The sequence below is a fragment of the Pseudoalteromonas sp. T1lg22 genome (genome assembly GCF_002964645.1).
In the GTDB taxonomy this organism is placed as follows: Bacteria; Pseudomonadota; Gammaproteobacteria; order Enterobacterales; family Alteromonadaceae; genus Pseudoalteromonas.
Genome location: NZ_PQBY01000016.1, coordinates 320524 through 334848 on the forward strand (window position 1 = coordinate 320524; position 14325 = coordinate 334848).

Genomic DNA, 14325 nt, shown 5'->3' on the forward strand with positions numbered 1-14325 from the left:
CTTAACGACCCTTAAAGAAATTACTGCTTTGCTTAATTTGCGTCTCGGGATCAGTCACCGGGTAAAGCACAAAATTAAACTCTGTCATCGGCTTTTTCAGATCGTAAGGGTCGATAATCACAGATAAAGGCAGATCGTGAGAGCGTCCAGGTGCCACACTAAACTCAAGCTGACCAATCACCTGATAATGCTCCAGCCCCTCAACCTCAACTCGGAACTGCTGCGCTACCTGAGCCTTATTCAATACCTTCAATGTGTAGGTGTTTTCTACCAAGCCATCAACATTGATACGGAACAACTGATTACGGTCTCGAATAATATCGAGATCCATGGGCACCCGCATGGCGATATTAGCCGCCAGCGCGCCGATAAGGATAAAGAGAATAATAGAGTAACCAATTAACTTACCGCGCACCGGCTTGGTTTTCTCGGCGGAAGCCTCCAGGTTACGTTCCGTGGTATAGGAGATCAGGCCACGAGGATAATTCATCTTGTCCATAACGCCGTCACAGGCATCAATACAGGCGCCACAGTTAATGCACTCGTACTGCAAGCCGTTACGAATATCTATACCGGTAGGACACACCTGTACACAGAGGTTACAGTCGATACAGTCGCCCAACCCCAACTCTTTAGGATCTTGTTTACGCCCACGCGGACCGCGGTTTTCGCCGCGCTTGGCATCATAACTTACGGTAAAGGTGTCTTTGTCGAACATGGCCGACTGGAAGCGCGAATAAGGGCAAATATGCAAACACATAATTTCCCGCATCCAGCCCGCATTACCATAGGTACAAAGGGCAAATACGACAATATTCAACAGCGCATAGCCGCCCACAGAAAAGGTCACAAAGTCGAACACCAGCTCACGCATGGGCGTAAAGTAGCCGACAAAGGTAATGGCGGTATACAAGGAGAAAAGCAACCAGCTGCCATGTTTGGCCGTTTTGCGCCAAAACTTATCAAAGTCCATGGCACGCTGATCCAGCTTTTTACGCTGGTTGGCGGTGCCTTCAAACTTCTCTTCAAACCAGATAAAGATAAAGGTCCACACCGTTTGCGGACAGGTATAACCGCACCAGACACGGCCGTAGAAGGTGGTCACCAGAAACAGCGCAAAGGCGGCAATCATAAAAATAAAAGCGAGTATGGTTAAGTCTTGCGGCCAAAAGGTCAGGGCAAAAATACTGAACTGCTGATTACCTATATCGAATAAAACCGCTTGCTGGCCGTTGTAGTTAATCCAAGGCAACAACATAAAGGCGAGCATACCGACTAAGCCGATACGCTGTCTTAGCAACTGGTGTAATCCGGTGACGGCTCGGACATAAATGCGGTTACGGGGATTAAATCTATCGTACTCGGCCCCGCTGGGCTTTTCGATTTTCACGTCACTGGGTATGTTTTTTACCTTGATCCGCTGCTCTTTTTCCATCTTAGTTCCTCAACGCCAGGGATTTAGGAATGGGCAAACTTACCTAATTGGTTATTAGGTTTGTCGTTTCGGGCAAGTATATCAATTCGGCCACCAAAATGATGTAACCAGAAGATTATATTTAACCCTAAGCGCCTTAATAGGCTTGCTTTTAAAACCCAGAGTTTACTACACTATCAGCGTCCCCGTTGCCACCTAGATCAAGGTTTACTCATGAAGAAGTTATTACTGTTGGTCGTTATTCTGTTAGCACTGCTAAGCGTTGATCATCCTTTGATCAAAAATCCCCGTGACAAAATTCTTGGCTCTGTGGTGTCGGATTTAAGTGATTCCACTCAGGTACAAAGGGAAGTGAAGGCAAAACATGCCCTAGCTGAGGTCCGCTCTCAACTTAAATTAAACAAAGATCAGGACGCCCATCTCGCCGACAGTTTTAAAACGGTTCGCGGTATGCACTGGTGGGAGCAAAAATACTGTAAAAACAGAGAGCTTAATCAGTATTTTTATGGTGACGATTTACTGCAGACCTGCACCATTATTGCGGCTACCCACTAGTAAGCTATGGACTTTTCAGCACTCAATAAAAAGCAAGGCGATTCTTTTGCCGAGCACAAACGTCTGCTGCAGCAACTGAGCAAGGGCAAAACCGTGTTATGCAAGCACTGCCAAGGCGCCATAAGTCTGCAACTCGCCGAACCCGGCTATGCCAGAGCCCGTTGCACCAAGGGCTGCACCGACCTGCTATTGCAACTCGGCTAAGCTCACCCAAGAAGACATAGCGAAAATGGCGGGGTTAGGTTTCCCAGTGCGGCTCATCATCGAATAAACCACTTTGCACCGCAGTAAGCTCAATCAGTTCGGCAAATCCCAGGCTAAAATCGGCCATCATATCAACCAGAGCATCGTTAAATGCCTGCTCATCCTGACCAGAGTTTGCCGCATGTATGCTGAATTGCTCAGCATCGGCAAATAATCCAAGTACAGTGACCGCCTGAGCAAGCATATCTTTACTTTCTTCGGGGCACGATGGGGCACTTAGCAAGGGTTCAAGGTAATAGCTGACACCCAGCACAAAGCCTTGTGCCCATTGATGCAACTCGGCATCGGCAGCTAGATTATCCTGCCAGCGCTGTGCAACTGCGACATTGCTAGTAAGCTTAAAACCGGTCTCATACACCTGCTCACTTATATCCTGATGCAGACTCATGAGTGCAAATAAAACACTTTCATCGCAATCGGCAGCATGGCCACCTAGCACCTCTTGCAACCATTGCTCTTCCTCTATGGGAGCAGGAGCACAGATAAGTGCAAAAAGATAACCCTGAACCTGAGCCAAGGGCATAGCATTACCAGCCTCCTTCAGGTAGTCACGCAAAGAGGTTAGCGCTTGCTCACTCATTAGAAATCGATCCGATAGCGACCGTCGGCTCCCTGCGCTCCCAGGAACTGCACCGCATCATGCACGTCCTTAGGCAGGCTGGCATCCGGTTTAATAAAGCCTTTAACGCTAAACTGACCACGGTCGTTAAAGCTGGCATCAACCTGTAAACCCAGACGGTTTTCCTTGGTAACCGTCACCTTAGCAGCACTATTTACGCAGCTAAGCTCACCTTCCAGCTCGCCAATGCTAAACCAACCATTACGACCCTTCACGCTGATATCCGCAGAGCTGATGGTGCCGGCTAATGCCTGACAGTGAGGCTCACCTAGTTGGTAGTTATCCAGTTCGACAAACACCCGCCCCTTGGCCTCTGTAGGTATGGGTAGACGCACTCGCTGTAAAACTTGCTCAAGAGAAAGTCGTGCCTGGGTATCGTGAAGCTGCAGCTGCTTGTTAAATAGGCCGTAGACTAATTGACCCTGGGCCGAAATTTCATTGGTATTGCGCTTATTACCTAGCACCAGATCCATATTCAACTGCGCCTGCAACAGCGCCAGCGGCTTAACCTGCCATTTCACCTGGCTGACATACTGGCCCTGATAACGCGCCCCGTGCACCTGGCCTTGCCAGACCGTGCCCGTGGCCGGACCCAACTGTAAGCCAGGTGGTAGATCTTTTTTAAACCAGTCCAAGGCCACCGAAGCGGGCAGCAGGGCAATGGCGAAAACCAGCAAAAAAACAACAAATACAACGGCTAGACCGCTGATTTTCTTCACAGACATAGTTACTCCAGAACGATACGACTAACACGGACATGGCCCGGTTTTGGATCTAAAGACAGCTCGATATTACTAATGGTCACGCCATGGTTTTTGACTATGTCATCCAACCAAGACAAGAGTTGATTAAAGGGCACACTATCAATATTTAAACGCAAACCTTCACCACTGGGCTGCATGCGAGCGATCTCAATTTGATAGCGTGAACGGGTGCTGTTCACCACCTGGGTGACATTACCACTGGAGACAGCTTTTACGGAGCCGCCCTGGGCCTTAATTTGCACCACACTTTGCTGCACAAATTGCAGCAATTCTTGCTGTTTGCTCAGCTCTTGTTTGGCCTCAGCAACGGCGTTATTTAACGGCCGATAGATCACCATAACAAAGAAAAAGATGATAAAAATAACGCCGGCGATGCTTAGCAAACGCTGCTCTTGTGGCTTCAATGATTGCCAATAATTCGTTAATGCGCTCATTGTTCGCCCCTTATGCGTAATTCACCCACCACGGTTTCGCCATCATTGTTTAATGACCCCTGGTCGACACTGAAACCGCGCTGTTCCAAGCGCGCCTTTACTTGTGCAAAACTTTGGAAGTCTTTGGCTCTGGCGCCAACCCGTAATTCATTGCGGCGCTGATCAAAACGCAGCGTTTGCGTTACAAACTCATTGCTTTGCTGCACGATATCGGCAAAATCCTGCAACATCATCAGAAATTCAGCGCCGCCGCCCTGACTCTGGCCGCCCAGTGCGGTATTAATCTGGTTACGGATAAGATGCGGACGCACCTTGGTGCCGGGGAAAGCCGACTCATAACTGCTCACTACCTGCCCTTTCACCGACTCGGCCTGAGAAGAATAGTGATACCACTGCCCCCCCTTGACGCCCAGCATAAAGACCAGAGCCACACCCGCGGCAACCATGGCCGGACGCCATACCTTAATCCAACCACTGCTTTTTTTCTTGTAGGCAAATGTGCCTTGACGCAAATTGATAGGTGAGATGGCCTTGGCAAACATGGCCAAAGGCAATTCAAACTTATCTTCGTGGCTATAGGTTTCAATTCCCAATTCGCCACTGGGTAATGGGCTGTATAAGTCTAAGGTCTCGATGCCTGCCGAGATTAAATAGGCTGCTGCCCAATCCGGCTCCAACTGGGCGCCTTGCCACTGGCTGGAACGCACCAAAAAACTGTCATCATTAATGGCTATGGCGCTGGCTCTTTGCGGTGCAGGCTCGGGTAGCAAGAGGGCATCAACATACACATTCACTACGGCAATATCGGCTTCAGCAAATAGCTCCAGCCAGTTTTGCAGCCACTGCTTATTAACCAGAGCGATATTAATAAAATGATTATCCGCCTCGCTGTAGGCATTGCCATGGGCGATAAACAGGCTGTCGATATCGACCGTCACCTGCTCTTCCACCATAAAGGGTAAGGCCTGAGCCAGCTTGCGATTCCACTTCGCGGGCAATTTCACGCTTTGCAGTTGCACCTGAGCGCAGGGCACTACTAAGGTGCAATCGCGATTGCGCGCCTTGTCCGTGAGTCCGGATAAAGCGGTTGCCTCGGCGAGGTGGCCGCTGGCGATAATTTCGTCCTCTGCGGGATTATATACCAGCCAATGAATAGGCTGATCTGGGCGCTCGCCCACGTGGATCAGTAAGGATTCTCTCACTGCAGGCCTCCAAATTTTCGCGCCATAATGGAAATTTCTTTATTATTTATTTGTAATAGCGAGGTCATAGTAAACTCAAACTCGACAAAAGTTGCGGTTGTTTGCAATTGAAAATACGAACTTTTCAGCACAAACCGACCATCGTCCTCTTTAACATCACGGCCCCCCTGCTGGGTTACCTCGTTAACAAAGTCGCTCAGCGAATCAAAGCCTTTTTCCGGGCGTGCACTGATCACCGACTGCGCCGATGACTCGTCCAACCCTTCAATCATAGCAGCCAGAAGCAAGGCTTGATCTTCGGTAATGGTATTTACATTTAATGCAAATACCTCACTGCCGGGGATCACGCAAACATAAGGAGCCAATTTACGCATCGCCAGCGGGTTAAAGCCTTTTACCAGGCGTAACTCGGAAAAATCGGCAAAGAAGTTATTGGCGGTTAAATAAGGCACATCCCGGGATAAATACTCGTCTTCCTCGGCGCCGGAACGCATGGTAATACTGTCTTCATCCACCCAGTCAAACACGCTGTCGGCCATAGCCTCTTCAGACTCATCACTTGGCAAATCATCGATTTCCTTTAATAAGGCTAGCAGAGCCTGATGAGCCGGGTTAGATTTTACATAGCCGCCGTTTTGCGTTTGAGGCTCAGCCCGTAGCGCATTAAGATTTAAACAGGCTTGCAAGTCTTTAATTTCCCCGGCAATGGTGCCATTTTCCACAGGAAACGGCGTATTAGCTGCCAAAGCCCAGCTCTGTTTCAGGTGCATTTTGTCCGGCTCTTCTTCGATACTTTCGCGCAGCACCTTTTGCGCCAGGGCCTCCGCCGCATAGGCATACCACTTAGCCTGACGAAAATCGTTAAGATTCGATGACTTTTGCACCTGAACCATAAGATTCATACTCATCTGCGCGGCAATGGTTGCGGCTAGGGCAACAATAAATAAAACAATGATAAGGGCCGCCCCGCCTTGGTGACGATTAACCATGATTAGGGCTCCCCGTCGAACCGCCGCCACCCGAGTTGTTGCCGCCTTGATTATTATTTCCACCTTGGTTACCGCCCTGGGAACCAGATGAACCACCGCCTGAATTATTTCCTGAGCCGCCTTGCTGCACCGGGATATCGGCGCCCTGACCTGCCAGTAAAAATAGGCGACGAATTGGGTCGCCTTCTTTCAAGGTCAGATCCACGGCAACGGCCTTAGGTAACAGTTCCTGCTGCCATTGCTCCTGCCACTTTTGCGCCTGGCCGTTAAAAAACTCAAACCTAAAATCTTCCACATCATTTAACAGCACCTGCACTCTAGGCTCACTGCTGTCTAACTGATCGACATAAAGACTATACAAACGCTCTAAACGTCCTTCTTGCACCCGATAGGCTACGGCTTGCAGTTCACTGCGCGGCAACAAGTAGCCCGGGTTGGTCCAGCCGTTGCGTATAAAGGCAATGCCATCTAGTTCACTGCCAAATAAAAAGCGCTCGTGTAACAGGTATTTTTCCTGAAAATCGCCAGCCTCATTGCGCACCTTGCGCTTACTTATCTGACTAAAATCCTGTTCCATCACCCGAAAAACCGTCTGCAAACGTGATAGGTTATCCAATGTCTCTTCCGACATTTCCTTGGTTCGGGTGCTGACCTCAAAAATCTGGTGGGTGGCGCCGATAATAAAGGCCATTACGGCCAAGGCTACAAGCACCTCAACCAGGGTAAAAGCACGTTGGCGAGACACATTAGCAAAGCGGCTACGCATCATGTTTTACTCGCCTCTTTATCTATATAGGTCGCGAGCCATAGGCAAATTGTTCACGCTCTTCATCGGTAAATACGGATATCACCACTTTCACAAAGCTGCTGTTGGCGGTGCGTATCACTTCCTGTTGCCAATACCAGGTTACTCCGGCCAACTCAGTTTTGCCCTTGGCACCATTTTTGGCATCCCACTTATCTCCTTGGGCGCGAATTTCAACCAACTGGTTTTCCGCGACCCAGGAGCCATAGGTTTGTTCTTGAATGGCGCCTAAATGATTAATATGTTCGCCACTGATCTGCATCGCAGCGATCCCGGCCATGGCACAAATACTGAGCGCCACTAAAACTTCGATAAGGGTAAAGCCAGCGCTGCGCTTACCTGAGCGAGATCTATGCTGAGCCATCATTGCAGCTCTTCTTGGTAAAGGCTAACCGGCGCCATAAATTCCCCTTCGATAATAAAGGGAGCCAGATCTTCGTCCGCATCCTGCAAGGCAAGACGTAGTTGAAACGGGCTGATTTCGCCTGAGGATAGGATCATCACTTGGGGGATCTGCATTTTTTGCAGTTCAAGAAAGTCATCGTCATCGGCTCCCAATAGTTTTTGCCAATCCACTTCATTCAGCAGACTATCCTGCGCCCAAGGGAGATCTTCTTGATTCAGGGTCAGGGAAAAGTCGGACTCCAGCTTTTTGCCTTTTAGCACACCATCGCTGTCATCCAATGCTTGCCATTTTTGCTCCCCATAGACCATAAACTCATAACCATTTTCGTCATCTACAAATAAACCGAGCTGACGCTGATTAAGGATGGCGTATTCGGACGCAAAGTTAATGCTGGTTTGCAAGGCAAAGGCCGTTTGCTCTAACTCGTCGTGGCGTGAATCATCAATGCTATAAACTATCAGGTTGGCGCTAAACGCAATAATTGCCAGCACCACCAGAATTTCGATTAGGGTAAAACCGGATCGATGATTCACCGCCTTCATGCTTAGCGCTCTTCTTCGTCCCAGTTACCGATATCATCTTCGGTACCTGCTTCGCCGTCAGGGCCCATAGAAAATACATCAATCTTACCGATTTCACCCGGATAGATTAGCTGGTAAGGGTTACCCCAAGGATCCAATGGCAATTCATTGATAAAACCACCCTCAGGGAAACGCTTTGGAATTGGCTCTATGCTGGTCTTGGTCACAAGTGCTTCCAAACCCTGCTCTGTAGTTGGGTAGGTATTAACACGCAACTTATACATGCTTAGCGCATCTTCAATTTGCTGAATGTCCAACTGCGCCTTATCAAGATCGGCTTCTTCTTTTTGTCCCATGATATTCGGGGCTACAATCGACATGATCATGCCTATGATGACCAATACCACCATCACTTCAAGTAATGAAAAACCAGACTGCTTTCTCATTGTTCGTACCTCTAAATTTACTGAAATCTGTGTTTACTTGGCCACTATAAGCCAATTGCCTTGTTCATTGCCATGATTGGCTGCAATATTGCCATTACGATAAATAGCACAATTAGTGCCATGCTCGCTATCATTGCCGGCTCTAAGAGTTTTAATGACACATTCACCATGGTCTCAAACTCGCGGTCCTGGTTGTCTGCAGCACGCTCAAGCATTTGCTCCAACTCACCGGACTTTTCACCGCTGGCAATCATGTGCAGCATCATGGGTGGGAAAAGTTTAGACTGTTCCAAAGAAGCACGCAGGCTGGCACCTTCACTGACCCGAGTAGCCGCCTCGGCCACCGCCTGTTTGATCTTATCGTTCTCCAATACCTGACCGGAAATCTTCATGCCTTCAAGCAAGGGCACCGAACTGGAAGAAAGGATACTTAGGGTACGGGCAAAACGCGCTGTATTCAGGCCACGACTGACCTTGCCTAAACCAGGCATGGACAATAACCGGGAATGGTACCAAAAACGAATATTGGGGCGCTTCAACGCCTGCTTAATAGCGACCACCACGGCTATCACCACGACCAGGGTAATAAACCAGTAGTTTTGTACAAAGGCACTGGCCGCCATTACCCATTCTGTGGTCCAGGGGAGAGCCTGTTTGGATTTCTCAAACGTCTTTAGGATCTCGGGAACGACTGTACCAAGCAAGATAGAAACTATGGCAATGGCGAACACCACAAGTATGGTGGGGTACACCATGGCCTGCACTATCTGCGAACGCATATACTGGCGCTGCTCGGTATAATCCGCTAGGCGATTTAATACCTGATCCAAATGCCCGGATCTTTCCCCTGCCGCCACCATAGAACGATAGAGGTTATCGAAAACATGAGGAAATTCCGCCAGGCCATCGGCCAGGGTGTAACCCTCGACCACCTTGGAGCGTACCGCCATCAACATTTTCTTGAGGCGAGGCTTTTCACACTGTTCGGCCACCGCCATCACCGCGGCTTCTACCGGCAGTGCAGATTGGATCAGGGTCGCCAACTGGCGGGTGATCAAGGCCAGATCTGAGGTCGCGATTTTCGCCTTAAACAGGCCGCTAAACAGGCCGGTTTTTGCGGCACTGGCCTTCTCCTGCGAGGCTGCCAGCTCAACGGCTAAAGGCATCAAGCCCTTATCACGTAATTGTTGACGTATCTGTTTTGCCGTATCGGCCTCTAAAATGCCCTTTTTTTCTTTGCCTTTGCCATCCAGAGCTCGATATTCAAACGCCGCCACTATTGCTCCTCACGGGTAACCCGTAATACTTCTTCGAGAGTGGTTTTGCCTGCCAGCACACGGGTACACCCATCGCCACGAATACTCGGACTATGCTGACGAATGTATTTCTCAACCGCTTGCTCGCCCTTACCATTGTGAATAAGTTCGCGAATATGGTCGTTCACGATCAACAGCTCATGAATACCGGTTCGGCCCTTATAGCCATTGTAGTTACATTCTTCACAACCCACGGCGCGGTAGATGATTGGCGCCGATTCAGCACTAACGCCGAGCATCTGACACTCGTTGGCATCGGCCTGATGCGGCTGCTTACACGATTTACACAGGGTACGTACCAGACGCTGCGACAAGACCCCAAGTAAAGATGAAGAAAGTAAGAAGGACTCAACGCCCATATCTTCCATTCGGGTAATGGCACCAGCGGCGGTGTTGGTGTGCAGGGTCGACAATACCAGGTGACCGGTTAAAGATGCCTGCACGGCGATCTGTGCCGTTTCCAAGTCACGGATCTCACCGACCATCACCACATCCGGATCCTGACGCAAAATAGCCCGTAAACCGCGGGCAAAGGTCATATCCACCTTGGGGTTCACCTGAGTCTGGCCTATGCCTGGAATTTCATATTCGATCGGATCTTCAACGGTTAAGATATTACGATCTCTACTGTTGATTTCGCTCATACCGGCATACAAGGTCGTACTCTTACCCGAGCCCGTAGGACCGGTAACGAGGATAATGCCGTGAGGCTTGCGGATAAGTTCGGCAAACAGCTCCTGATTGTGCTGCGTCATGCCTAGGTCTTGTAAGTTAAGGCGAGCGTTGTTTTTGTCCAACAAACGCAGTACCACACGCTCACCAAAGCTCGATGGCATGGTCGATACCCGCACATCAACGGCGCGGCCGGCAATTCTTAAACTAATACGACCGTCTTGCGGTACCCGCTTTTCGGCGATATCCAGCTTGGCCATAACCTTGATACGCGACACTAAAAGCGACGACAATTTGCGGTTGGGTTTAAGCACTTCTTTAAGCACGCCATCGACACGAAAACGTATCACCAGATCCTGCTCAAAGGTTTCTATATGTATATCCGAGGCGCCTTCTTTAATGGCTTCGCCGAGCATGGCATTGATCAACTTGATGATAGGCGCATCATCGTCACCCGCCAAGAGATCTTCGGTTTGCGGCAGCTCTTCGGCAAGAGAGAAAAGATCCGCCTCGTTGCCGATATCTTCCATGATCTGCTGGGTTTCGGAGCTGTCTCTTTGGTAAGAGGCTTCCAATAGCAGCTCAAATTTATCTTCTGCGAGCTTTTCCACTACGAAGCCGCGTCCCGCGAAACGGCGCACTTCCAACATCACCTGCGCGTCTAGCTCATTGGCGTAGTACAACACCAATTTTTGGTCCTTGTCGACCAACAAAACCTGGAAACGGCGAGCATAGGCAAAAGGCAGTCGCAACGGCGCTGCGGCAAGCACTTCCGATACTTCCATCAGCTCTTCGTCGCTTACCGGCAGCTCAGGAGAGGCATCATTGGCCACTTGCTCAGTCATTGTTACGCTCAGCCTTATTCTGTTCTCTTAGGTACTCTTCATACGTAGGAGGCAATACCAGGGCGTCGTCCCACTCCGGCAGCATAGGCACCTTCTCGAATGGCATAAGGTCGATACCATCGTCATCCTGCTTTAACTGCTCGCCACGGATAAAGTTATACTTGCTGTGGCTAAGACGGTTCATGCTTTCGCTGTCGCGAAGAATCGTCGGGCGAATAAAGACAATCAGGTTACGCTTACGCTTGGCCGTACTAGTGGACTTAAACAGGTGACCCAGCACTGGAATATCACCCAGCAATGGTACCTTAGAAACACTTTCTTGTACGTCTTCGTCAATCAAGCCACCTAACACCACCATGCCGCCGTCATCGGCTAAAACGGTTGTGGTAATGGCACGCTTGTTGATGGAGATATCCACCGCGGTAGAGCCGGCAACGTTCGATACTTCCTGCTCAATTGTAAGTTGTACCGCCGAGCCATCGTTGATTTGCGGCGTTACTTTCAGTTTCACACCCACTTCCTGACGCTCAACGGTCTGGAATGGGTTATCGTTGTTACTGCCAGTCGATGAACCTGTGATAATTGGCACTTCCTGACCCACGATCATCGAAGCTTCTTCGTTATCCATGGTGGTGATCGAAGGCGTTGCTAGAATGTTCGAGTTAGTATCATTTGATACCGCCTGAACAATAGCGCCCCAGTCGTTGCGGACAATACCCATGGCCAGACCATTGATACCGCCTAACAACGCGGCTAATGGACCTAAGTCACCTTCTTGAGTACGTTCGATTGGTGTTACCGTGCCATTTTCAGAGCCGATAACATTATCAATAATGGTTTCATCACGAGCCTGCTCTGCGGCCACGGCCAATGAACCCACGGGCACTGTGGTGCCGTTATTAAACTGCAGCATGCCGCCTTCTTCGGTGATCCACTGCAGGCCAAAATTAATGCCGTCGCCTTCCGATACTTCAACGATAATGGCTTCGACCAATACCTGAGCACGGCGGATATCCAAACGCTCTATCACTTTCTCAAGCGAGCGCATCATATCCGGCTGGGCGGTAATAACCAGTGAGTTGGAGTCACTATGAGCTTCGATGCTGATATCGCTGCGAGAGCGACGCGATGTTCGTTGAGTGGCAGCGGCGCCCTGTTGTTCTTCGGTCAGTGATTTACTTACGCCCTGTAGTACTGTGACCAAGTCTTCGGCCTTAGCGTAGTTAAGATAAAACACCTTGGTATTACCCGTGCTTTCCAGCTCGTTATCAAGACGTTTTACTAATTCGATGGCACGAGTACGGGCTTGGCCTTCACCACTGACGATCACACTGTTGGTACGCTCATCGGCGACCACGCGAGGGATCAAAAACTCAGGCACACTGCCCTTGCCGGTATCTTTAAAAATATTATCGACTACGGATACCACATCCGCGGCGGTGGCATGTTTCAGACGAACGATATCAACGCTCTTATCACCGGCTTGGTCAACCAGGCGAATAATCTCTACGAGACGGTTAACCGACTCGGCATGGCCGGTCAGCATCATTACGTTTGATGGGTTAAAGTTGGTTACATGGCCGCCGTCTTTTTGATCGCTGAACTGACGAATAAGCGGGCCGAGCTCTTGCACAGTTACGTTTTTAACTCGTACTACGCGGGTCACCAGCATATCGCCGCCGTAACCGTCTTCTTCGCCGATCACCGGCACATTCGTCTTTTTCGCGTCTGAGCTTTTTTCAACCTTAAGAATACCGTTAGGCATTTCTACCGCGGCAAAACCGTGCACTTCCAGCACGTTAAGGAAGAATTGATAATACAATTCTTCGTCCATCAATTCATAACTGCGGACATTGATTTTACCGCGCACATTGGGATCGATGATTACGGTTTTATTCAGGTTTTTACCGACGATATTAATAAATTCATTAATATCCGTGCCTTTAAAATTTGCCGCATACTCAACTGCATACAGGTTTAAACTAATACCAGCGGCAAAAAAGAGCGCACCATATTTGGCCAGCCCTTTTAAAACTTTTGTGCGAAATTTCGCGCCCATTATTCTTCTCTCCACACTTTGTGATTATTGCAGGCTAAATTGCACGTCGATAAGCTGGCCATTACGGTTCACCGTAATCGCCGCTTCTGTACTTGAACGAAGCTCCTGCAAAGCCGCCATTGCTTGTTTCATATCGGTGAGTTGATAGCCATTAATCGCAACAGCAATATCATTATTCTCTAAGCCCATCTGCTTAAACAGCAGGGGATCTTTACCCGGACTTAACTTGTAACCCTGCAACTGTCCCTGGTTGCGCACCGGACTAACACGAATATAATCCGTCAGCTTGCCAGGATCCGCCAATACCTCTTCGCGTTTTTGTTGTAACTCTGCTTTGAGTTCGGGATCGGCGGTGACATTAACGCTTTGCTTAGCCTGTTGTCGGCTGGGTCCGGATTTTTCTGGCTCCTTGCTGGCCGGAACCGGCATACTGACCGTTTTGGTAAAACTGACGCCATCGAGCATCAGGGTTTCAAAACGACCGTTAACGTCCAAAATGGCGCGATCGGGCAAAACTTTAGCCAGTTTTGCTCGGGTGCCCTTGATCACATCATCTATGCCGTAGGTTTCCTGGCTACCCTGGGATTCGATAATGGCCAAGCCAGCACTATTATCATCGGTGGCCGCCACAACCCCGGTAAGGTTGATGCTTAAACGTGTCTCAGGAGCATCGCTGGTCACTTCTTGCTTGGGCTGCTCCTGCACTACCGCTGCAGCATCACCAAATAATTTAACTGCCTTAATAGCGGCAATATTGACGCCATTTTTTGCCGTCGACGAGGCCGTCGCCGGCGGCATGACCGCCGTAACTTGCGGTTGTGGCCACAGTAACCACACCAACGAAGCCGCTAAATAGCCACAATATATTGTCGTAGCCAGCACTATAGCAGTCACAATCTTCGTCTGTGGAAGCTGTTTAAGCCTTTGTTGTAGTTGGGCTAAATCCAAAACTGTTCACTATTATCATTCTGTTAACTAACGCCACATAGTACA

At 49.4% G+C, this 14325-nt stretch carries 15 protein-coding genes and 1 pseudogene; 2 read left to right on the forward strand and 14 right to left on the reverse strand.

What is annotated here, in order from left to right:
- Position 1: 1 nt before the first annotated feature.
- Positions 2-1435, reverse strand: a complete 1434-nt coding sequence (ccoG, locus tag C2M24_RS11145) for a cytochrome c oxidase accessory protein CcoG (protein ID WP_105214929.1) — start codon at positions 1433-1435, stop codon at positions 2-4.
- Between the two features lie 213 nt (positions 1436-1648).
- Here ccoG and C2M24_RS11150 point away from each other — a divergent pair, with 213 nt between their 5' ends.
- Entirely contained in the window at positions 1649-1990 is a 342-nt protein-coding gene (locus C2M24_RS11150) for a hypothetical protein (protein ID WP_105214931.1), read from the forward strand.
- Between the two features lie 6 nt (positions 1991-1996).
- Entirely contained in the window at positions 1997-2194 is a 198-nt protein-coding gene (locus tag C2M24_RS11155) for a hypothetical protein (RefSeq protein WP_105214933.1), read from the forward strand.
- A gap of 34 nt (positions 2195-2228) precedes the next feature.
- On the opposite strand, the gene C2M24_RS11160 is transcribed toward C2M24_RS11155, so the two are convergent.
- From C2M24_RS11160 to gspC, 13 genes and pseudogenes are all read right to left on the reverse strand, one after another.
- Complete coding sequence (locus tag C2M24_RS11160) at positions 2229-2834, reverse strand: UPF0149 family protein (RefSeq protein ID WP_105214935.1); 606 nt, start codon at positions 2832-2834, stop codon at positions 2229-2231.
- Positions 2834-3598, reverse strand: coding sequence for a type II secretion system protein N (locus tag C2M24_RS11165; protein WP_105200010.1), 765 nt, complete (start codon positions 3596-3598; stop codon positions 2834-2836). The genes C2M24_RS11160 and C2M24_RS11165 overlap by 1 nt, the downstream gene beginning before the upstream one ends.
- 2 nt (positions 3599-3600) lie before the next feature.
- Complete coding sequence (gene gspM / locus C2M24_RS11170; protein ID WP_105200009.1) at positions 3601-4071, reverse strand: type II secretion system protein GspM; 471 nt, start codon at positions 4069-4071, stop codon at positions 3601-3603.
- The gene (gene gspL, locus C2M24_RS11175) at positions 4068-5273 is read right to left on the reverse strand and encodes a type II secretion system protein GspL (RefSeq protein WP_158683756.1); all 1206 of its coding nucleotides are present in this window, start codon (positions 5271-5273) and stop codon (positions 4068-4070) included. Before gspL ends, gspM begins: the two co-directional genes overlap by 4 nt.
- Entirely contained in the window at positions 5270-6262 is a 993-nt protein-coding gene (gspK, locus tag C2M24_RS11180; RefSeq protein ID WP_105214939.1) for a type II secretion system minor pseudopilin GspK, read from the reverse strand. Before gspK ends, gspL begins: the two co-directional genes overlap by 4 nt.
- Positions 6255-7028, reverse strand: coding sequence for a type II secretion system minor pseudopilin GspJ (gene gspJ / locus C2M24_RS11185; RefSeq protein WP_105215245.1), 774 nt, complete (start codon positions 7026-7028; stop codon positions 6255-6257). The genes gspK and gspJ overlap by 8 nt, the downstream gene beginning before the upstream one ends.
- A pseudogene (gene gspI, locus C2M24_RS11190) lies at positions 7028-7431 on the reverse strand (type II secretion system minor pseudopilin GspI). The gene gspJ and the pseudogene gspI overlap by 1 nt, the downstream one beginning before the upstream one ends.
- Positions 7431-8015: a type II secretion system minor pseudopilin GspH gene (gene gspH / locus C2M24_RS11195; RefSeq protein ID WP_105200006.1), complete on the reverse strand. Its 585-nt coding sequence runs from the start codon at positions 8013-8015 to the stop codon at positions 7431-7433. The pseudogene gspI and the gene gspH overlap by 1 nt, the downstream one beginning before the upstream one ends.
- Before the next feature lie 2 nt (positions 8016-8017).
- A complete protein-coding gene (gene gspG, locus C2M24_RS11200) occupies positions 8018-8440 on the reverse strand; it encodes a type II secretion system major pseudopilin GspG (RefSeq protein ID WP_105200005.1) in 423 nt (140 codons plus the stop codon).
- A gap of 44 nt (positions 8441-8484) precedes the next feature.
- Positions 8485-9717: a type II secretion system inner membrane protein GspF gene (gspF, locus tag C2M24_RS11205; protein WP_105214941.1), complete on the reverse strand. Its 1233-nt coding sequence runs from the start codon at positions 9715-9717 to the stop codon at positions 8485-8487.
- Positions 9717-11213, reverse strand: a complete 1497-nt coding sequence (gene gspE / locus C2M24_RS11210) for a type II secretion system ATPase GspE (RefSeq protein ID WP_325034819.1) — start codon at positions 11211-11213, stop codon at positions 9717-9719. Before gspE ends, gspF begins: the two co-directional genes overlap by 1 nt.
- 52 nt (positions 11214-11265) lie before the next feature.
- Positions 11266-13332, reverse strand: coding sequence for a type II secretion system secretin GspD (gene gspD / locus C2M24_RS11215; protein WP_105200002.1), 2067 nt, complete (start codon positions 13330-13332; stop codon positions 11266-11268).
- Between the two features lie 24 nt (positions 13333-13356).
- A complete protein-coding gene (gene gspC, locus C2M24_RS11220; RefSeq protein ID WP_233997925.1) occupies positions 13357-14226 on the reverse strand; it encodes a type II secretion system protein GspC in 870 nt (289 codons plus the stop codon).
- Positions 14227-14325 lie beyond the last annotated feature (99 nt).

Coding starts and splice junctions, on each gene's coding strand:
- C2M24_RS11150 (WP_105214931.1), top strand. CDS start 1,649: ATGAAGAAGTTATTACTGTTGGTCGTTATTCTGTTAGCACTGCTAAGC.
- C2M24_RS11155 (WP_105214933.1), top strand. CDS start 1,997: ATGGACTTTTCAGCACTCAATAAAAAGCAAGGCGATTCTTTTGCCGAG.
- C2M24_RS11165 (WP_105200010.1), bottom strand. CDS start 3,598: ATGTCTGTGAAGAAAATCAGCGGTCTAGCCGTTGTATTTGTTGTTTTT.
- gspJ (WP_105215245.1), bottom strand. CDS start 7,028: ATGCGTAGCCGCTTTGCTAATGTGTCTCGCCAACGTGCTTTTACCCTG.
- C2M24_RS11160 (WP_105214935.1), bottom strand. CDS start 2,834: ATGAGTGAGCAAGCGCTAACCTCTTTGCGTGACTACCTGAAGGAGGCT.
- gspM (WP_105200009.1), bottom strand. CDS start 4,071: ATGAGCGCATTAACGAATTATTGGCAATCATTGAAGCCACAAGAGCAG.
- gspE (WP_325034819.1), bottom strand. CDS start 11,213: ATGGAAGTATCGGAAGTGCTTGCCGCAGCGCCGTTGCGACTGCCTTTT.
- gspD (WP_105200002.1), bottom strand. CDS start 13,332: ATGGGCGCGAAATTTCGCACAAAAGTTTTAAAAGGGCTGGCCAAATAT.
- ccoG (WP_105214929.1), bottom strand. CDS start 1,435: ATGGAAAAAGAGCAGCGGATCAAGGTAAAAAACATACCCAGTGACGTG.
- gspH (WP_105200006.1), bottom strand. CDS start 8,015: ATGAAGGCGGTGAATCATCGATCCGGTTTTACCCTAATCGAAATTCTG.
- gspK (WP_105214939.1), bottom strand. CDS start 6,262: ATGGTTAATCGTCACCAAGGCGGGGCGGCCCTTATCATTGTTTTATTT.
- gspG (WP_105200005.1), bottom strand. CDS start 8,440: ATGAGAAAGCAGTCTGGTTTTTCATTACTTGAAGTGATGGTGGTATTG.